This window comes from Streptomyces sp. NBC_00536, from assembly GCF_036346295.1.
In the GTDB taxonomy this organism is placed as follows: domain Bacteria; phylum Actinomycetota; class Actinomycetes; order Streptomycetales; family Streptomycetaceae; genus Streptomyces.
This window is the reverse complement of the sequence record NZ_CP107819.1, coordinates 2,738,605-2,757,828: the sequence shown is the minus strand read 5'-3', so window position 1 is coordinate 2,757,828 and position 19,224 is coordinate 2,738,605. Positions and strand designations below refer to the sequence as shown.

The 19,224-nt window shown below is 71.5% G+C and carries 14 protein-coding genes; all 14 read left to right on the top strand.

Annotated features, from left to right (window positions below):
* Positions 1-112 precede the first annotated feature (112 nt).
* Positions 113-1,633 carry a bifunctional tetrahydrofolate synthase/dihydrofolate synthase gene (folC, locus tag OHS33_RS12005; RefSeq protein ID WP_330330380.1) on the top strand — a complete coding sequence of 507 codons (1,521 nt, stop codon included), beginning with the start codon at positions 113-115 and terminating at the stop codon, positions 1,631-1,633.
* Between the two features lie 4 nt (positions 1,634-1,637).
* On the top strand, positions 1,638-1,994 hold the full coding sequence (locus OHS33_RS12000) for a DUF4233 domain-containing protein (protein ID WP_330330379.1): 357 nt from the start codon (positions 1,638-1,640) through the stop codon (positions 1,992-1,994).
* A 64-nt stretch (positions 1,995-2,058) separates the two neighbouring features.
* Positions 2,059-2,469, top strand: coding sequence for a nucleoside-diphosphate kinase (gene ndk, locus OHS33_RS11995; protein ID WP_330330378.1), 411 nt, complete (start codon positions 2,059-2,061; stop codon positions 2,467-2,469).
* Positions 2,470-2,765: 296 nt separating this feature from the next.
* Positions 2,766-3,785, top strand: a complete 1,020-nt coding sequence (locus OHS33_RS11990) for a rod shape-determining protein (protein WP_008738981.1) — start codon at positions 2,766-2,768, stop codon at positions 3,783-3,785.
* Positions 3,786-3,940: 155 nt separating this feature from the next.
* Positions 3,941-4,882, top strand: coding sequence for a rod shape-determining protein MreC (mreC, locus tag OHS33_RS11985; RefSeq protein ID WP_330330377.1), 942 nt, complete (start codon positions 3,941-3,943; stop codon positions 4,880-4,882).
* Positions 4,883-4,894: 12 nt separating this feature from the next.
* Positions 4,895-5,608, top strand: a complete 714-nt coding sequence (gene mreD / locus OHS33_RS11980; RefSeq protein ID WP_330330376.1) for a rod shape-determining protein MreD — start codon at positions 4,895-4,897, stop codon at positions 5,606-5,608.
* A 13-nt stretch (positions 5,609-5,621) separates the two neighbouring features.
* The gene (gene mrdA, locus OHS33_RS11975; protein WP_330330375.1) at positions 5,622-7,802 is read left to right on the top strand and encodes a penicillin-binding protein 2; all 2,181 of its coding nucleotides are present in this window, start codon (positions 5,622-5,624) and stop codon (positions 7,800-7,802) included.
* Positions 7,802-9,001: a rod shape-determining protein RodA gene (rodA, locus tag OHS33_RS11970; protein WP_330330374.1), complete on the top strand. Its 1,200-nt coding sequence runs from the start codon at positions 7,802-7,804 to the stop codon at positions 8,999-9,001. Before mrdA ends, rodA begins: the two co-directional genes overlap by 1 nt.
* A gap of 132 nt (positions 9,002-9,133) precedes the next feature.
* On the top strand, positions 9,134-10,657 hold the full coding sequence (locus OHS33_RS11965; protein WP_330330373.1) for a CYTH and CHAD domain-containing protein: 1,524 nt from the start codon (positions 9,134-9,136) through the stop codon (positions 10,655-10,657).
* 80 nt (positions 10,658-10,737) lie between these two features.
* On the top strand, positions 10,738-12,663 hold the full coding sequence (locus OHS33_RS11960; protein WP_330330372.1) for a TIGR03960 family B12-binding radical SAM protein: 1,926 nt from the start codon (positions 10,738-10,740) through the stop codon (positions 12,661-12,663).
* Positions 12,664-13,079: 416 nt separating this feature from the next.
* Positions 13,080-13,871 (top strand): TIGR03936 family radical SAM-associated protein, encoded by a 792-nt coding sequence (locus tag OHS33_RS11955; RefSeq protein WP_330330371.1) that lies wholly within the window; start codon positions 13,080-13,082, stop codon positions 13,869-13,871.
* A 235-nt stretch (positions 13,872-14,106) separates the two neighbouring features.
* Complete coding sequence (locus OHS33_RS11950; protein ID WP_330330370.1) at positions 14,107-18,228, top strand: Rne/Rng family ribonuclease; 4,122 nt, start codon at positions 14,107-14,109, stop codon at positions 18,226-18,228.
* 260 nt (positions 18,229-18,488) lie between these two features.
* Positions 18,489-18,809 (top strand): 50S ribosomal protein L21, encoded by a 321-nt coding sequence (gene rplU, locus OHS33_RS11945; RefSeq protein ID WP_330330369.1) that lies wholly within the window; start codon positions 18,489-18,491, stop codon positions 18,807-18,809.
* 13 nt (positions 18,810-18,822) lie between these two features.
* Positions 18,823-19,077 (top strand): 50S ribosomal protein L27, encoded by a 255-nt coding sequence (gene rpmA / locus OHS33_RS11940; protein WP_048480572.1) that lies wholly within the window; start codon positions 18,823-18,825, stop codon positions 19,075-19,077.
* Positions 19,078-19,224 lie beyond the last annotated feature (147 nt).

The window sequence follows — 19,224 nt, the reverse complement described above, 5'->3', positions numbered from 1 at the left end:
CCCCAATCTCCTGCCGCAAGACTCGCATAACGATCTGGACGCTTTTTGCGCCCAAGGTCCCGAAACGCCCGGGCCGAAAGTCCTCGTGCTCCCCGTCCGTAGACTGGGGCCCGTGAGTGAGCAGCAGCCTGAGAGGCCTGAGAGCGACGACCGGTCCGACGAGTTCGACGAGATCGTGGCCGAAGAGACCGACCGCGACCCCGACCTGGCGGTGATCGAGGCCGGCAGCCGCACCCTGCGCGCCCATGGCGGGGCGCCCCAGGGCGACCAGGCCCCCTCCCGCCCCGAAGACCCGGAGGTGGAGCGGGCCCTGCGCGAGGTGGAGCAGGAGCTGGCCGGCCGCTGGGGCGAGACCAAGCTGGAGCCGTCCGTCACGCGCATCGCCGCGCTGATGGACGTCCTCGGCGCACCGCAGCGCGCGTACCCCTCCATCCATGTCACCGGCACCAACGGCAAGACCAGCACCGCCCGCATGATCGAGGCCCTGCTGGTCGCCTTCGAGCTGCGCACCGGGCGCTACACCAGCCCGCACGTGCAGTCGATCACCGAGCGGATCAGCCTCGACGGGCTGCCGATCAGCCACGAGCGGTTCGTGGAGACCTACCACGACATCAAGCCGTACGTGGAGATGGTCGACGCGGCCGAGGAGTACCGGCTGTCCTTCTTCGAGGTGCTCACCGGGATGGCCTACGCGGCCTTCGCGGACGCCCCGGTCGACGCGGCCGTGGTCGAGGTCGGCATGGGCGGCAGCTGGGACGCCACCAACGTGATCGACGGCTCGGTCGCGGTGATCACCCCGATCAGCCTGGACCACACGGACCGGCTCGGCTCCACCCCCGGCGAGATCGCGCAGGAGAAGGGCGGGGTCATCAAGCAGGGCGCCGCCGTGATCCTGGCGCAGCAGCCGGTGGACGCGGCGCAGGTGCTGCTGAAGAAGGCCGTCGAGGTGGACGCGACCGTGGCCCGCGAGGGCATGGAGTTCGGCGTCGTCTCCCGCGAGGTGGCGGTCGGCGGCCAGCACCTGACCCTGCGCGGTCTGGGCGGCGAGTACGAGGACATCTTCCTGCCCCTGTACGGCGCCCACATGGCCCACAACGCGGCCGTCGCCCTGGCGGCCGTCGAGGCCTTCTTCGGGATCGGCGCCGAGCACGCGCGCCCGCTGGACGTGGACACCGTCCGCAAGGCCTTCGCGTCCGTGTCCTCCCCGGGCCGGATGGAGGTCGTCCGGCGCAGCCCCACGGTGGTGCTGGACGCCGCGCACAACCCGGCGGGCGCCCTGGCCACCGCCGAGGCGGTCACCGAGTCCTTCGGCTTCAGCAGGCTGATCGGCGTGGTCGCCGCGAGCGAGGGCAAGGACGTCAAGGGCGTCATGGAGGCCTTCGAGCCGATCTTCGCCGAGGTCGTGGTGACCGAGAACACCAGCCACCGGGCGATGGGCGCGGACGAGCTGGCCGCGATCGCGGTGGAGGTCTTCGGCGCCGAGCGGGTGCAGGTCGAGCCCCGGCTGGACGACGCGCTGGAGGCGGCCATCACCCTGGCGGAGGAAGAGGCCGAATTCGGAGGGGCCGGGGTCCTGGTGACCGGTTCCGTGATCACGGTGGGCGAGGCCCGCCTGCTGCTCAAGAGGGGCTGAGGAGATGCGCACGCTCTGTGCCAGCACGCTGATCGGCGAGTTCTTCGTGATCGGCTTCGCCGGTCTGGTCGCGATGAAGAACCCGGACCTGACCCAGGCCACGGTCTGGACGGTCTGCGGGGTCACCATGCTGCTGTCGGTGCTGCTGTGCGGGATGCTCTCGCGCCCCGGCGCCGTCCAGATCGGCTGGGCGCTGCAGATCGGGCTGATCCTGAGCGGGTTCGTCGTTCCGACGATGTTCATCCTGGGTGCGGTGTTCGCCGGGCTGTGGTGGTGTTCGGTGCATTACGGGCGCAAGATCGACGTCATCAAGGCCCGCTGGGCCGCGCAGGCGGAGGCCTCCGCACCTGACGCTGCGTGACGGGGGCCCGTACGGCCCCTGTAGCCTCGACGCACCGCACCCGTTTGCCGCAAGGAGTTGGAACATGACCCAGCGCACTCTCGTCCTGCTCAAGCCCGACGCCGTCCGTCGTGGCCTGATCGGCGAGGTCATCGGCCGGATCGAGCGGAAGGCCGGCTGGACCATCCCGGCGCTGGAGCTGCGCACGCTGGACCAGGAGACCCTGGAGGCGCACTACGGCGAGCACAAGGGCAAGCCGTTCTACGAGCCCCTCATGGGCTTCATGTCCTCCGGCCCCGTCGTCGCCCTGGTGGTCGAAGGGGAACGCGTGATCGAGGGTGTCCGCCAGCTGGCCGGACCCACTGACCCGATCGCCGCGGCGCCCGGGTCCATCCGGGGTGACTTCGGCACCATCACCCGGGAGAACCTGATCCACGCGTCGGATTCCGAGGAGTCCGCCGAGCGGGAGCTGAAGCTGTTCTTCCCCGCGCTCTGATGACTCTTTCCTGACGCAACATCAGCCAAATAGCGCTCATGACCTGGGGCGACCGAATTAATTTCGGTCGCCCTTCGGTATGACGGGGCGATCCCGGGAACGTATGCGCAGGACGTGACGTCACCACTAGGGGGCGGGTTTCCGTTCCGGCGGGATTGCCGGAGTCCCGTCGCGCGGTGTCCGTACTCACGGCACTACGATGGGGCCTCCACCCACACACCCACCTCGCCGACCCTGACAGCAGCCGCTATCAACTGGAAGGCCAGACGCTCCTCATGGGGAACAAGGGGAACAACATGTCGTTCATCGGCCGTGACATGGCGATCGACCTCGGGACCGCCAACACGCTGGTGTACGTGAGGGGCCGGGGAATCGTCCTGAACGAGCCGTCCGTGGTCGCCATCAACACGAACACCGGTGGCATCCTGGCGGTCGGCTCCGAAGCGAAGAAGATGATCGGGCGCACGCCCGGCAACATCGTCGCCGTACGACCCCTCAAGGACGGCGTGATCGCCGACTTCGAGATCACCGAGCGCATGCTCCGGTACTTCATCCTCAAGATCCACAAGCGCCGTTACCTGGCCCGTCCGCGCGTCGTGGTCTGCGTACCCTCCGGCATCACGGGAGTGGAGCGGCGCGCCGTCATCGAGGCGTCCACGCAGGCCGGCGCCCGCCAGGTGCACATCATCGAAGAGCCCATGGCCGCCGCCATCGGCTCGGGCCTGCCCGTCCACGAGGCCACCGGCAACATGGTCGTGGACATCGGCGGCGGCACCACCGAGGTGGCCGTCATCTCCCTCGGCGGAATCGTCACGGCACAGTCCATCCGGGTCGCCGGTGACGAGCTGGACAACGCGATCATCCAGCACATCAAGAAGGAGTACTCGCTCCTCCTCGGCGAGCGCACCGCCGAGCAGATCAAGATCACCATCGGGTCGGCCTACGACCTCGACAAGGACGAGCACACCGAGATCCGCGGCCGCGACCTCGTCTCGGGCCTGCCCAAGACCGTGGTCATCTCCGCCGCCGAGGTGCGCAAGGCCATCGAGGAGCCCGTCAACGCCATCGTCGACGCGGTCAAGACCACCCTCGACAAGTGCCCGCCGGAGCTGTCCGGCGACATCATGGACCGCGGCATCGTCCTCACCGGCGGCGGCGCCCTGCTGCGCGGCCTCGACGAGCGGCTGCGCCGCGAGACCGGGATGCCGATCCACATCGCCGAGGACCCCCTCGACTCGGTCGCCCTCGGCTCCGGCAAGTGCGTCGAGGAGTTCGAGGCGCTCCAGCAGGTCCTGGACGCGCAGCCCCGGCGCTGACCGGCCCCCCGCCCCCGCCCCCCTGCCAGGGGCACCGGGGCGGGTGACCTTGCGGAACACAAGGATCCGCCGTACGGGTGCTGTCGCTCCCGTACGGCGGATCGTTGATATACAGGCAGGGAATTATTCCGACGAGGAAGGCACGGCCGCCGCACGTGAGGGACACACGAGAGAGCCGGCTGCTCCTGGTGCTTCTGATCGCCATCGCGTTCGCATTGATCACGGTGGACATCAGGGCGGGCGAGGAGTCGCCGGTCGACGGTGCCCGGCAGGCCGCCGCAGCGGTCTTCGGCCCGGTCGAGAAGGGCGTGGCGACCGCGGTCGACCCGGTCGCCCACGCCATAGGGGCGGTGCGCGACTCCGGGGAGCGCCACAACCGCATCACCGCGCTCGAAGGCGAGAACGCCGCGCTCAAGGCCAAACTGGGCAGCGACGACCGCAACAAGAGCCGCATCCACGAACTGGACGAGATGCTCAAGCGGGCCGGCTCCGGCCAGTACGGCATCAAGGGCGCCGAGGTCATCGCCATAGGAGCGGCCCAGGGCTTCTCCTGGACCGTGACCATCGACGCCGGCAGCAAGGACGGCATCGAACGCGACATGACCGTCCTCAACGGCGACGGACTCGTCGGCCGGGTCACCACCGTCGGCCCCGACACCGCCACCGTCGTCCTCGCCAACGACCCCGACTTCACGGTGGGCACCCGCCTGGAGAAGACCGGCGAACTCGGCTTCGCCACCGGCCAGGGCGACCGCGCCCTGTCCGTCCAGATGCTCAACGGCAAGGCCAAGGTCAGCCCCGGCGACCGCCTCGTCACCTTCGGCTCGCGCGGCAACAAGCCCTTCGTGCCGGGCGTCCCGATCGGTGAGGTCGTCAAGGTCGACCCCTCCCGCGGCGACCTCACCCGCACCCTCTGGGTCCGGCCGTACGTCGGCTTCTCCCGCCTCGACATCGTCGGCGTCGTCGTCATGCCGCCGCGCGCCGACCCGCGCGACGCCGTCCTGCCGCCCAAGCCCGAAGGGCCCAAGCCGACCCCGACCGTCACGGTCACCGTCGCGCCGTCCCCCAGCGGGTCCGCCAAACCGGCCGCCGAGTAGGAGCTGACCGTCATGCGCTTCAACCGGATCCTGCTCTCCGCCACCCTGGTCGTGGTCGCCCTCGTCGTCCAGGTCACCGTGCTCGGGCGGCTCCAGCTGCCCGGCGCCGTCCCCGACCTGGTGCTGCTCACCGTCGTCGCCCTCGCCCTGGTCTACGGGCCGGTCAGCGGCGCCCTGATCGGCTTCACCGCCGGACTGCTGACCGACCTGGCCCCGCCCGCCGACCACGCCGCCGGACGCTACGCCCTGGTGCTCTGCCTCATCGGCTACGCGTGCGGGCTGATGCGGCCCGACACCGGGCGCTTCCGTTCCGCCTGGGGGCCGATGCTCACCGTCGTGGCCGCCGCGGTCTGCTCCACCCTGCTCTACGCGGGCGTGGGCGCCCTCGTCGGCGACACCGCCGCCCGCCACGTCGGGCTGACCGGGCTGCTGTTCACCGCGGTCCTCTACGACCTGCTGCTCGCCCCGTTCACCGTGCCGTTCCTGATGGCGCTGGCCCGGCGCGCCGAGAACGACCCGATGGCCGTCGAGGCCAACGGTGGCCCGGCACAGGGCGCCGACGTGGCCTCCGGCTGGCTCTCGGGCGGTACGGGCCTGCGCATCGGCAGCCAGCGCGGCGGGCTGCGGATGAAGAGCGCGCGGAGCCGCGCGAACAAAGCCGTGCGCATAAAGGGCGTCAAGGGGGTCAAGGGCGTGAAGAGCGTCAAGGGCGTCAAGAAGCTGTGACGGGGGAGCACGCGTGACCAACATTCCCGAGACCGGCCGCACCCCACGGGTGCAGATCCGGCTCGTCATCCTGCAGGTGCTCGTCTTCTCGCTGCTGCTCACGCTCGGCGGCCGGCTGTGGTACCTGCAGATCCGCAACGGCGCGGAGTACGCGGACAAGGCCAAGAACAACCACGTCCAGCAGGTCGTCCAGCCCGCCGTGCGCGGCTCGGTCCTCGACGCCCGCGGGGTGCCCCTGGCCGACAATGAGACCCGCCTGGTCGTCTCCGCCAGCCGCACCGACCTGATGAAAATAAAGGACAAGGGCAAGGACGTCCTCACCCGGCTGGCCGGGATCCTGGACATGAAGCCGCAGGAGGTCATGGACAAGGTCCGGCTCTGCGACGCCAAGACCCCCCAGCCCTGCTGGAACGGTTCCCCGTACCAGCCGATCCCGGTCACCCTGCAGGCCACCACCCAGCAGGCCCTGCAGATCCGCGAGCGCCCCGAGGACTTCCCCGGCATCACCGCCGAACCCACCGCCGTACGCCGCTACCCGGCCCCCGGCGGCGCCAACACCGGCCAGGTCCTCGGCTACCTCTCGCCCGTCACCGACAACGAGATCCAGGCCGCCAAGACCACCAACTCGCCGTTCCTGCGCTCCGACCAGGTCGGCCGCTTCGGCCTGGAGCGCACCTACGACAAGGAACTGCGCGGCAAGTCCGGCGTCACCCGCTACGAGGTCGACAACCTCGGCCGCGTCATCGGCGAGGCCAAGAACGACCCCGCGGTCCCCGGCGCCAACGTGGTCACCAGCATCGACTCCCGGGTCCAGGCGGTCGCCGAGTACGAGCTGAACGCGGCCATGGTCGAGGCCCGCAAGCAGAACGACCGCAACACCGGCGTCAACTACAAGGCCGACGCGGGCGCCGTCGTCGTCCTGGAGTCCAAGACCGGCCGCGTCGTGGCCATGGCCTCCAACCCGACCTACGACCCGAACGTCTGGGTCGGCGGGATCTCCGGCAAGGACTACGCCAAGCTCACCGCCAAGGAGTCCAACGTCCCGCTGATGAACCGGGCGATCCAGGGCCAGGCCGCCCCCGGCTCCATCTTCAAGGTGATCCCGACCGCCGCCGCGGTGAACGCCGGGTACGCCTTCGACGGCAGCTACCCCTGCCCCAGCTCGTACTCCATCGGCGGGCAGGTCTTCAAGAACTTCGAGTCCCAGGGCCACGGATCCATCACCCTCGGCCAAGCCCTGGAGGTGTCCTGCGACACCGTCTTCTACGCCCTCGGCCACCAGCAGTGGCTGAAGGACGGTGGTCTCAAGCCGGGGAAGAACCCGGCGCAGATCTTCTACAAGACCGCCCACCAGTTCGGCCTCGGCGCGGAGACCGGCGTCGACCTGCCGGGCGAGGAGAAGGGCCGGGTCCCCGACCGCGAGTGGAAGCAGCGGTTCTGGGAGGCCAACAAGGACCAGTGGTGCAAGGTCGGCAAGAAGGGCGGCACCTACGTCGAGCTGCTGTCCTACGAGAACTGCCTCGAAGGCAACCTCATGCGCGCCGGTGACGCCGTCAACTACTCCATCGGGCAGGGCGACACCCTCGTCACCCCGATCCAGATGGCCACCATCTACGCGGCCATCGCCAACGGCGGCACCCTGTACAACCCGACCATCGGCAAGGCCGTCATCAGCGCCGACGGCAAGCAGACGCAGGAGATCCAGCCGAAGGCGCACGGCAAACTGCCCATGACCGAGGAGACCCGGGACAAGATAAACGGTGCGCTGGAGGGTGTCGCCACGCGCGGCACCGCCGCCTGGCGCTTCGGCGGCTGGCCGCAGAAGCAGATCCCAATGCACGCCAAGACCGGCACCGCCGAGGTCTACGGCAAGCAGACGACGTCCTGGTTCGCCACGTACACCGAGGACTACACGGTCGTGATGACGATCTCCCAGGGTGGTACCGGTTCCGGCGCCTCCGGTCCCGCCGTGCGCAACATCTACAACGCCATCTACGGCCTCGACATGGCGGGCAAGCAGGACCTGAGCAAGGCCCTGCTGCCGCACCCCGAGTCGGCCCTGCCCAAGATCCAGCCCGACGGCTCGATCGACGCGCCCGAGGTCAAGCCGTACGTGCCCCCCTCCCCGGAGGACGCACCGCCGCCCGCCCTCGCCGGGCCGCCGCCCGCCCCGGGAACCGGGAGGCAGGACTGATGCCCGGACCGAACACCTTCTCCGTCTCCCGCTACGCCCCCGACCGCGGCGCGCTCGGCAAGCTCACCGCGCGCGACTCGGTGCTGCGCCGGCTGGACTGGCCGATACTGCTCAGCGCGCTGGCGCTGTCCTTCATCGGCTCGCTGCTGGTGTGGTCGGCCACCCGCAACCGCACCACGCTGAACCAGGGCGACCCGTACTACTTCCTCCTCCGGCACGCCATGAACACCGGCATCGGCCTGGTGCTGATGATCGGCACGGTCTGGCTCGGCCACCGCACCCTGCGCGGCGCGGTGCCGGTCCTCTACGGGCTCTCGCTGGTCCTGGTCCTCGCCGTGCTCACCCCGCTCGGCGCGACCATCAACGGCGCGCACGCCTGGATCGTGATCGGCGGCGGCTTCTCGCTCCAGCCCTCCGAGTTCTGCAAGATCACCATCATCCTGATCATGGCGATGCTGCTCTCGCACCGGGTGGACGCGGGGGACCTCGACCACCCCGACCACCGCACCGTGGCCAAGGCGCTCTGCCTGGCCGCCGCGCCCATGGGCATCGTCATGCTGATGCCCGACCTCGGGTCCGTCATGGTCATGCTGGTCATCGTGCTCGGGGTGCTGCTGGCCTCCGGGGCCTCCAACCGGTGGGTGCTCGGGCTGCTCGGATCCGGCGCGATGGGCGCCGTACTCATCTGGCAGCTCGGCATCCTCGACGAGTACCAGATCAACCGCTTCGCGGCCTTCGCGAACCCGGCCCTGGACCCGGCGGGCGTCGGCTACAACACCAACCAGGCCCGGATCGCGATCGGCTCCGGCGGGCTGTTCGGCGAGGGGCTCTTCCACGGCTCCCAGACCACCGGCCAGTTCGTGCCGGAACAGCAGACCGACTTCGTCTTCACCGTGGCGGGGGAGGAGCTGGGCTTCGTCGGGGCCGGGCTGATCCTCGTCCTGCTCGGGGTGGTGCTCTGGCGGGCCTGCATGATCGCCCGTGAGACCACCGAGCTGTACGGGACGATCGTGGCCGCCGGGATCATCGCCTGGTTCGCCTTCCAGGCCTTCGAGAACATCGGCATGACGCTCGGCATCATGCCGGTGGCCGGGCTGCCGCTGCCCTTCGTCTCCTACGGAGGATCGTCGATGTTCGCCGTGTGGGTGGCCATCGGGCTGTTGCAGTCGATCCGGGTGCAACGGCCGATGTCGGCCTGAGGGGCGGGCGCGCCGGGCCTGGCGTGCGCGCGGGGACGTCAGGGACCGATGTCGGCCTGATCCGTGGCCGATCCCTGACGGGACCCGGTGTTCGCCTTCACTTCGCCTTCCGTTCAGGACTACGTTCGGGTCATGGCGGAGACCAAGCGCGAAATCGAGCGGAAATTCGAGTTCACGAGCGTCAAAGCGGGGCGGCGCGGGGTACCGGACCTCACGGGCACGGCCGGTATCGCCGCCGTCCTCGACCAGGGCACCGTCGACCTCGACGCCGTCTACTACGACACCCCCGACCAGCGGCTCGCCGCCGACGGGCTGACCCTGCGGCGCAGAACCGGCGGCGAGGACGCGGGCTGGCACCTCAAACTGCCCGTCTCGCCCGGGGTGCGCGACGAGGTCCGGGCCGGCCTGACCGACACCGTGCCGCGCGCGCTGACCGCCCTGCTGCGCTCCCGGGTGCGCGGCGGCGCGCTGGAACCGCAGATGCGGCTGCTGTCCTCGCGCAAGGTGCTCCACCTCGTGGACGGGACCGGAGCACTGCTCGCGGAACTGAGCACCGACGCCGTGCGCGCCGAGGGCCACGACACCACCGCCGCCTGGACCGAGGTCGAGGTCGAACTCGCCGACGGCGCCGACCCCGCCCTGCTCGACGCCGTCGAGAAGCGCTTCCGCAAAGCCGGGCTCGCGGTGTCCGGCGCCCCCTCCAAACTCGTCCGCGCCCTCGCCGAAACCGGATCCGCGCCCGCCCCCCGGCCCGGCGCCGCCCCGGCCGACGACACCGCGGGCGCCCACGTCCTCGCGTACCTGCGCGAACAGCGCGACGCCCTCGTCGCCCAGGACCCCGCCGTCCGGCGCGGCCTGCCCGACTCCGTGCACCAGATGCGCGTCGCCACCCGCCGCCTGCGCAGCGCGCTGCGCACCTACCGCCGGGTCCTCGACCGCGACCGCACCGAACCCCTCGGCGAGGAACTGCGCTGGCTCGCCGCCGAACTCGGCGTCGACCGCGACCAGGAAGTCCTCCTGGACCGGCTCCGCACCCGGCTCGGCGAACTCCCGCAGAGCCTGGTCCTCGGCCCCGTCCGCGCCCGCCTGCGGATCTGGAACACCTCCCGCCGCTCCGGCTCGCGGCGCCGCGCCCTCGCCGCCCTCGACGGCAAGCGGTACCTCGCCCTGCTCGACGCCCTGGACGCGCTGCTCCAGGACCCGCCGCTGCTCCCGGCCGCCGCCAAGCCCGCCCTGCGGATCCTGCCGAAGGCGGTCCTCGCCGACTACGAGCGCCTCTCCGGCCGGATCGGCACCGCGCTCGCCCTCACCCCGGGCGAGGACCGCGACCTGGCCCTGCACGACGCCCGCAAGGCCGCCAAACGCGCCCGCTACGCGGCGGAAGCCGTCGTACCGGCCCTCGGCGGCCCGGCGAAACGGCTGGCCAAGGCCATGAAATCGGTCCAGACCCTGCTCGGCGACCACCAGGACAGCGTCGTCGCCCGCGAAGCCCTGCGCGGCCTCGCCGTCCAGGCGAACGGCGCCGGGGAGCCCTCCTTCACCTGGGGCCTGCTCCACGGCCGCGAGGAAGCCCTGGCCGAGCGCCGCGAACGCGAACTCCCGGCCGTCTGGACCGAGGCCTCGGACCCCGTGCTGCGGGCCACCCTGGGCGGATAGCGGGCGACCGACGCGGCAGGGGGCGGCCGTGCCCCGGGGTACGCTTGTGAGTCGCCCCCTGCCCGCTTCACGAAAGTCGCGTGATGACCGAGTCGGTCTTCCCTCAGCTAGAGGCCCTGCTTCCGCACGTTCAGAAGCCGATCCAGTACGTCGGCGGGGAGCTGAACTCCACCGTCAAGAACTGGGACGAATGTGACGTCCGCTGGGCGCTCATGTACCCGGATGCCTACGAGGTCGGACTGCCCAACCAGGGCGTCATGATCCTGTACGAGGTGCTCAACGAGCGCGAGGGCGTCCTGGCCGAGCGCACCTACAGCGTGTGGCCGGACCTCGAAGAGCTGATGCGCGAGCACAAGGTGCCGCAGTTCACCGTCGACTCCCACCGTCCCGTGGGCGCCTTCGACGTGTTCGGCCTGTCCTTCTCCACGGAGCTGGGCTACACCAACATGCTCACGGCCCTGGACCTGGCGGGCATCCCGCTGGAGTCCAAGGACCGTACGGTCGACCACCCCATCGTCCTCGCGGGCGGCCACGCGGCCTTCAACCCCGAGCCGATCGCGGCCTTCATCGACTGCGCGGTCATCGGCGACGGCGAGCAGGCCGTCCTCGACATGACGGAGATCATCCGCACCTGGAAGGCCGAAGGCCGTCCGGGCGGACGCGAGGGCGTCCTGCTGCGCCTCGCGAAGCACGGCGGTTTCTACGTCCCGGGCTTCTACGACGTCGACTACCTCCCGGACGGCCGCATCGCGCGTGTCTTCCCGAACCGTTCCGGCGTTCCCAACCGGGTGTTCAAGCACACGGTCATGGACCTCGACGAATGGCCCTACCCGAAGCAGCCCCTGGTCCCGCTCGCCGAAACCGTCCACGAGCGCATGTCCGTGGAGATCTTCCGCGGCTGCACCCGCGGCTGCCGTTTCTGCCAGGCCGGCATGATCACGCGCCCCGTGCGGGAGCGAAGCATCACCGGCATCGGCGAAATGGTCGAGCGGGGCCTGAAGGCGACCGGCTTCGAGGAGGTCGGCCTCCTCTCGCTGTCCTCCGCGGACCACACCGAGATCGCCGACATCGCCAAGGGCCTCGCGGACCGCTACGCGGACGAGAAGGTGGGCCTGTCCCTCCCCTCCACCCGCGTCGACGCCTTCAACGTCGACCTGGCCAACGAGCTGACCCGCAACGGCCGCCGGTCGGGCCTCACCTTCGCCCCCGAGGGCGGCTCCGAGCGCATGCGCAAGGTCATCAACAAGATGGTCTCGGAAGAGGACCTGATCCGTACGGTCGCCACCGCGTACGGCAACGGCTGGCGCCAGGTGAAGCTGTACTTCATGGTCGGCCTGCCGACCGAGACCGACGCGGACGTGCTCCAGATCGGCGACATGGCGGTCAACGTCATCGCCAAGGGCCGCGAGGTCTCGGGCCAGAACGACATCCGCTGCACGGTGTCCATCGGCGGGTTCGTGCCGAAGCCGCACACCCCCTTCCAGTGGGCCCCGCAGCTGTCGGCCGAGGACACGGACGCGCGGCTGACGAAGCTGCGGGACAAGCTCCGCGGCGACAAGAAGTACGGGCGCTCCATCGGCTTCCGCTACCACGACGGCAAGCCTGGCATCGTCGAGGGCCTGCTGTCCCGCGGCGACCGCCGCATCGGCGACGTCATCCGCGCGGTGTACGAATCGGGCGGCCGCTTCGACGGCTGGCGCGAGCACTTCTCGTACGACCGCTGGATGCAGGCGGCCGAGAAGGCGCTGCCGGCCTACGGCGTGGACGTGGCCTGGTACACGACCCGCGAGCGCACCTACGAGGAAGTCCTGCCCTGGGACCACCTGGACTCCGGTCTCGACAAGGACTGGCTCTGGGAGGACTGGCAGGACGCCCTCGACGAGACCGAGGTCGACGACTGCCGCTGGACGCCGTGCTTCGACTGCGGCGTCTGCCCGCAGATGGGCACGGAGATCCAGATCGGCCCCACGGGGCAGAAGCTGCTGCCGCTGTCGGTCGTGAAGTAGCGGTCACCGTCGTTCCACGTATGCCCCCGCCGGGATCCGGCGGGGGCATATTTATTCGAGTGGCGCTTTAAGGTTTCCGCACGCCCCGCTCGTGGTCTGCACTACGACCGGGACTTCGAGACCCTCGCGAAGCACATCGGGCTCAGCACCCGCTGGCTCGCGGAGCCCGGTTCCATCGACTGAGGCGGCTCCTCCCGTGCAACCGGGGAGGTCACAGGCGCGTACTGTGGGTGGTACGACAGCTGTCGGCAACGCGCCCGCACCCGAGATCTCCCTGCACGAGCAGGGGTGAGCCGGAGCAGCGGGCACGGCCGGACGGCTCCACAGACCTCCGGGCGGCGCGCGAGAGCGCCCGCCCCGCACAAGGAGAAGAACCACTGGGCAAGCGACAGCCCGAAGGCCCCCCTCCCGCACCGGTGGTACAGCGCATCCGACTGCGCTACACCAAGCGCGGCCGCCTCCGGTTCACCAGCCACCGAGACTTCCAGCGAGCCTTCGAGCGGGCCCTGCGCCGCGCCGAGGTCCCCATGGCGTACTCGGCGGGCTTCACCCCGCACCCCCGGGTCTCGTACGCGAACGCCGCACCCACCGGGACCGGCAGCGAGGCCGAGTACCTGGAGATCGGCCTCGCCGAGGCCCGCGACCCGGAGAAGCTCCGGGAACTGCTCGACGAGTCGATGCCGGTCGGCCTCGACATCATCGACGCCGTCGAGGCCCGCACCTCGGGCCTGGCGGACCGGCTGACCGCCTCGGTCTGGGAACTGCGCCTGGACGGCACGGACCCCGCCGAGGCCGAGCGGGCCGTGGCGGCCTTCCTCGCCGCCGAGACCGTCGAGGTCCAGCGCCGGACGAAGAACGGCATGCGCACCTTCGACACGCGCGGCGCCGTCGTCAGTCTCGAACTGGCCCCGGCTTCGGCCGTTCCGGCTGATAGGCCGCTCGACGGTGCCTGTGCGATACTGCGGCTGGTTGTTCGGCATCTGACACCTGCCGTGCGACCCGACGACGTCCTGTCCGGTCTCCGAGCTGTGGCCGACCTGGCGCCGCCGGTCCCCGCAGCGGTGACCAGGCTGGCGCAGGGGCTCTTCGACGAGGAGTCCGGCACGGTGACCGACCCGCTCGCGCCCGACCGCGAGGCCGTCACGGCCGCCACACCCACGGCTGCCGTAGTGGCCGACGCGAAGGCGCCGGAAGGTCCCGCCGCGTAGGGACCGTCGTTGCCGTGCCGCCCTGGCACCCGGGATCCACCTGGGTCGGGCAGCGCAAAGACCTGAAGACTTCCGCCAGGCCGTACGGACAAACACGTACGGAACCGGCGGCCATGGACTACAGCTCCCGTGTGGCGCACGCGCCCCGGAGGCCGGTTCCGCGTTCATCGCGCGGGGCCGTGCCGGACCGGATGTCAGCCGCGGCGCCCGGGAGCGCGACGGGAGAACCCCGCACATGCTCAACATCGAGAACAACACCAACGACAACACCGCCGAGGGCAGCAGCCCCAGCGACAACCTGCCGCCGCGCAGGCGGCGCCGCGCCGCATCGCGGCCGGCCGGTCCCCCCGGCGCCGTGGTGGCCGCCGAGACGGTGGAAGCCGCCGCACCCGCCGCCGAGCCGGTCGCGGCCCCCGTCGAGGACGCCGCCCCCGCGCCGCGTGCCCGTCGTCGTGCCACCCGCGCCGTGGCCGCTCCGGTCGCCGAGGCCGCCGCTGCCGTGGTCGTCGAGGCTCCGGCCGCCGAGCCGGTCGCCGCTCCTGCCGAGGACGCGGCCCCCGCGCCCCGTGCCCGTCGTCGCGCCACCCGCTCCGTCGCCGCCCCGGTCGCCGAGGCCGTGGAAGCCGCCGCGGCCCCCGCCGCCGAGCCGGTCGCGGCCCCCGTCGAGGACGCCGCTCCGGCGCCGCGTGCCCGTCGTCGTGCCACCCGCGCCGTCGCGGCTCCGGCCGCTGAGGCCGCCGCTGCCGTGGTCGTGGAGGCTCCGGTCGCCGAGCCGGTCGCCGCTCCGGTCGAGGACGCCGCTCCGGCGCCGCGTGCCCGTCGTCGTGCCACCCGCGCTGTCGCGGCTCCGGTCGCCGAGGCCGCTGCTGCCGTGGTCGTGGAGGCCCCGGCCTCCGAGCCGGTCGCCGAGCCGGTTGCCGCTCCGGTCGAGGACGCGGCCCCCGCGCCGCGTGCCCGTCGTCGTGCCACCCGCTCCGTCGCCGCCCCGGCCGCCGAGGCCGCCGCCCCGCAGGCCGAGGAGCCCAAGGAGCCCGCGACGAAGGCCGCCGTGACGGTCGCCGACGCCGTGGACTCCCCGAAGGGCCGCGCCACGCGCCGCCGCGCCACCCGCGCCGCCGCTCCGGCCGCCGCCCCGCAGCCCACGGCCGCCCCGGCCGCCGAGCCGCGCGGAGGACGCCGTGCCGCCCGCCCGGCCGTCGCCATGTTCCAGGCGCCGGTCTTCGCCGAGCCGATGTTCCAGACCCCCGAGACCGCCGCCATGGCCGCCGCCGCCGCGCGCGTCGTCGCCGAGGAGGTCGAAGAGGACGAGGAAGAGCTCGACTTCGAGACCGAGGTGGCCGCCCCGGCGCCCGCCCCCGTCGCCCCCGCCGCGGGCCGTCGCCGTCGCCGCCGTGGTGGCGCCGCGCCCGAGCAGGCCGCCGAGCCCGTCTCCGCGCCCGCCGCCCAGGCCACCGGGCCGATCTCCGTCGAGTCCGTCCTGGACGAGGAGCCGGAGGCCGAGGCCGCCGAGCTGGAGGACGAAGAGAACGACGAGTCGGGCGACCGCCCGTCGCGCCGCCGCCGCCGGGGTGGCCGTCGCCGCCGCCGTGGCGAGGCCGCCGACCTCGACGAGTCCGCCGAGGAGGAGTCCGAGGAGAGCGACGAGGCCGCCGCCGAGCAGGAGTCCGACGAGGACGACGAGTCCGCCGAGGACGACGAGAACGGCCCGGCCGGTTCCAGCTCCAGCCGTCGCCGCCGTCGCCGTCGCCGCCGCAGCGGTGACTCCGGCGTGGACGGCGACGCGGGCGACGAGGACGGCGTACGCACCGTCGTCAAGGTCCGCGAGCCGCGCCCGGCCCGTGAGCGCAGCGAGTCCCTCTCCACCTCCTCCGACGAGGTCCAGTCCATCAAGGGCTCGACCCGCCTGGAGGCCAAGAAGCAGCGCCGCCGCGAAGGCCGCGAGCAGGGCCGCCGCCGCGTCCCGATCATCACCGAGGCCGAGTTCCTGGCCCGCCGCGAGGCGGTCGAGCGCGTGATGGTCGTCCGCCAGAGCGGCGAGCGCACGCAGATCGGCGTCCTTGAGGACAACGTGCTCGTCGAGCACTACGTCAACAAGGAAGAAGCCACCTCGTACGTCGGCAACGTCTACCTGGGCAAGGTCCAGAACGTGCTGCCGTCGATGGAGGCCGCCTTCATCGACATCGGCAAGGGCCGCAACGCGGTCCTGTACGCCGGTGAGGTCAACTTCGAGGCCCTCGGCATGGCCAACGGCCCGCGCCGCATCGAGGCCGCCCTCAAGTCCGGCCAGTCGGTCCTGGTGCAGGTCACCAAGGACCCGATCGGTCACAAGGGCGCCCGCCTGACCAGCCAGGTGTCCCTGCCCGGCCGCTACCTCGTCTACGTGCCCGAGGGCTCGATGACCGGGATCAGCCGCAAGCTGCCCGACACCGAGCGCGCGCGCCTGAAGACCATCCTCAAGAAGATCGTCCCCGAGGACGCGGGCGTCATCGTGCGCACCGCCGCCGAGGGCGCGAGCGAGGACGAGCTGCGCCGTGACGTGGAGCGCCTGCAGGCCCAGTGGGAGGACATCCAGAAGAAGTCGAAGATGATCTCGACCTCTTCGCCGAGCCTCCTCTACGGCGAGCCGGACATGACCGTCCGCGTGGTCCGCGACATCTTCAACGAGGACTTCTCGAAGGTCATCGTCAGCGGTGACAGCGCCTGGGAGACCATCCACGGTTACGTGAACCACGTGGCCCCCGACCTGGCGGGCCGGCTCTCGCGCTGGACCTCCGAGGTCGACGTCTTCGCGACGTACCGGATCGACGAGCAGCTCGCCAAGGCGCTCGACCGCAAGGTGTGGCTGCCCTCGGGCGGTTCCCTGGTGATCGACAAGACCGAAGCGATGATCGTCATCGACGTCAACACCGGCAAGTTCACCGGTCAGGGCGGCAACCTCGAAGAGACCGTCACCAGGAACAACCTGGAGGCGGCCGAGGAGATCGTGCGCCAGCTGCGGCTGCGCGACCTGGGCGGCATCGTCGTCATCGACTTCATCGACATGGTCCTGGAGTCCAACCGCGACCTGGTCCTGCGGCGCATGCTGGAGTGCCTGGGCCGCGACCGTACGAAGCACCAGGTCGCCGAGGTCACCTCGCTCGGCCTGGTGCAGATGACCCGCAAGCGGGTGGGCCAGGGTCTGCTGGAGTCCTTCTCCGAGACCTGCGTCCACTGCAACGGGCGCGGTGTGATCGTGCACATGGAGCAGCCGACGGCCATCGGTGGCGGCGGCAACGGCAAGCGCGCCAAGAAGCGCGCGGGCCGCACCTCGGAGCACGACCACGAGCACGACCAGTACACCGAGGCCGAGGCCGAGGGCGAGGCCGACCTGGAGCTGGTGGAGACCGAGGCGGAGGTGGCGGCCGAGGCCGCCGCGCCGCGCGCCCTGCCGGAGCCGCCCTTCGTCCCGGACGAGGAGCTGTACAGCAGCCCGGGCGAGGCCGAGGCCGCGGCGGGCATCAGCGGCCGCCGCAACCGCCGCCGCGCCACCCGCAAGGCGACCGCTCCGGCGGGCGCCCCGCGCGGCGCAGACCGGTCCGACCGGGCTCCGGTCCAGGCCGCCCCGGTCCAGGCCGCTCCGGCACCGGCCCCGGCCCCCGTGGCCGAGGTCGTCGCCGAGCCGGTCGTCGAGCCGGTCATGGTCGAGCCCGTCGCCGTCGAGGCGGAGCCGGTGATCGAGGCCGCTCCGGCCGCCCCGGTCGCCGAGGCCGTCGCCGAGCCGGTCGAAGAGGCCGCTCCGCAGGGCCGTACCCGCCGTCGCGCCACCCGCAAGGCCACCGCCCCGGCGGGTGCCCCCAAGACGGCCGAGGCCGTCGTGGAGGCCCCCGCGCCGGAGCCGGTCGTCGAAGCCGCCCCGGAGCCGGTCGTCGAGGCCGCCCCGGAGCCCGCGGCCGAGCCGGTCGTCGAGGCCGCCCCCGTCGAGGAGGCGGCGGACGCCGCCCCGGCCCGTCCGCGCCGCCGCGCGACCCGCAAGGCCACCGCGCCCGCCGGTTCCCCGGCCGGTTCGGCGGACGCCGCGATCGTCGTGGTCGCCACCGCGACCGAGGAGGCCCCGGCCGCCCCCGCCGCGGAGGCGGAGGCCGAGGCCGAGACCGAGGCGCCCGCGCCGGCCAAGAAGGCGGTCCGCAAGACGGCCGCCAAGAAGGCCCCGGCCAAGAAGGCGACCGCCGCCAAGAAGACGACGGCGACGGCTGCCAAGAAGACGGTCGCGAAGAAGGCGACCGCGAAGAAGACCGTGAAGAAGGCGGCGACGAAGAAGACCGCGGCGGCGGAGCAGCAGACGCTCCCGTCCGTCTCGGCTCCGGCGACCGAAGCCTGATCCACACCGGTCCGTGGGCCCCGCTTTCCGGCGGGGCCCACGGCCGTGCGGGGCCCGGTTTGACCCCCGAACGGGGGCCCCGTAACCTAGACCGTCGGCGTGTCTCAGGACACGCCGCGCTCCTGAGCACCTTCCTCCCGCCGCGTACGCGTATGCGTCGCCTGGGAGAGGCCGCTCGTCCAATCCGGATCCGTACGGGCTTTGGCCCGTCTGAACGGCTGGCTTCAGGAGCATCCGCCCCGAGTGAGAGAGAGATCCGCGTGTACGCCATCGTGCGCAGCGGTGGTCGCCAGCACAAGGTTGCTGTCGGCGACATCGTTGAAGTTGACAAGATTCCCACTGCCAAGGTTGGCGACACGGTCGAGCTCTCGACCCTGCTCGTCGTCGACGGCGAAGCCGTGACCAGCGACCCGTGGGTCCTGGCCGGCATCAAGGTCACGGCCGAGATTGTGGATCACCACAAGGGCGCCAAGATCGACATCCTGCGGTACAAGAACAAGACCGGCTACCGCCGTCGCCAGGGTCACCGCCAGCAGTACACGGCGATCAAGGTCACCGGTATCCCCGCGGCTGCGAAGTAAGAGGGACTGAGACATGGCACACAAGAAGGGCGCATCTTCCACCCGGAACGGGCGCGACTCCAATGCCCAGCGGCTCGGCGTGAAGCGCTTCGGCGGTCAGGTCGTTTCCGCTGGTGAGATCCTCGTCCGCCAGCGCGGCACCCACTTCCACCCGGGTTCGGGTGTGGGCCGTGGCGGCGACGACACGCTGTTCGCGCTGCAGGCCGGTGCCGTCGAGTTCGGCACCCACCGCGGCCGCAAGGTCGTCAACATCGTTCCGGCCGCCTGATCCAGCTCCTGCTGAATCCGAAGCGTTCGTAACACCCCGAGGGCGGATCTCAGCTCTTCCCGGCGCGAGCCGGGAAGAGAGGTCCGCCCTCGGCGCGTTGTCACATAGACACGTTTAATGGGCAGCAAGGCCTGCCCGGGACATTCC

What these genes read in the sequence shown, in the direction of transcription:
- OHS33_RS12000 (WP_330330379.1), top strand. Translation starts at nt 1,638, where the DNA reads ATGCGCACGCTCTGTGCCAGCACGCTGATCGGCGAGTTCTTCGTGATC.
- ndk (WP_330330378.1), top strand. Translation starts at nt 2,059, where the DNA reads ATGACCCAGCGCACTCTCGTCCTGCTCAAGCCCGACGCCGTCCGTCGT.
- OHS33_RS11990 (WP_008738981.1), top strand. Translation starts at nt 2,766, where the DNA reads ATGTCGTTCATCGGCCGTGACATGGCGATCGACCTCGGGACCGCCAAC.
- mreD (WP_330330376.1), top strand. Translation starts at nt 4,895, where the DNA reads ATGCGCTTCAACCGGATCCTGCTCTCCGCCACCCTGGTCGTGGTCGCC.
- rodA (WP_330330374.1), top strand. Translation starts at nt 7,802, where the DNA reads ATGCCCGGACCGAACACCTTCTCCGTCTCCCGCTACGCCCCCGACCGC.
- OHS33_RS11965 (WP_330330373.1), top strand. Translation starts at nt 9,134, where the DNA reads ATGGCGGAGACCAAGCGCGAAATCGAGCGGAAATTCGAGTTCACGAGC.
- OHS33_RS11950 (WP_330330370.1), top strand. Translation starts at nt 14,107, where the DNA reads ATGCTCAACATCGAGAACAACACCAACGACAACACCGCCGAGGGCAGC.
- rpmA (WP_048480572.1), top strand. Translation starts at nt 18,823, where the DNA reads ATGGCACACAAGAAGGGCGCATCTTCCACCCGGAACGGGCGCGACTCC.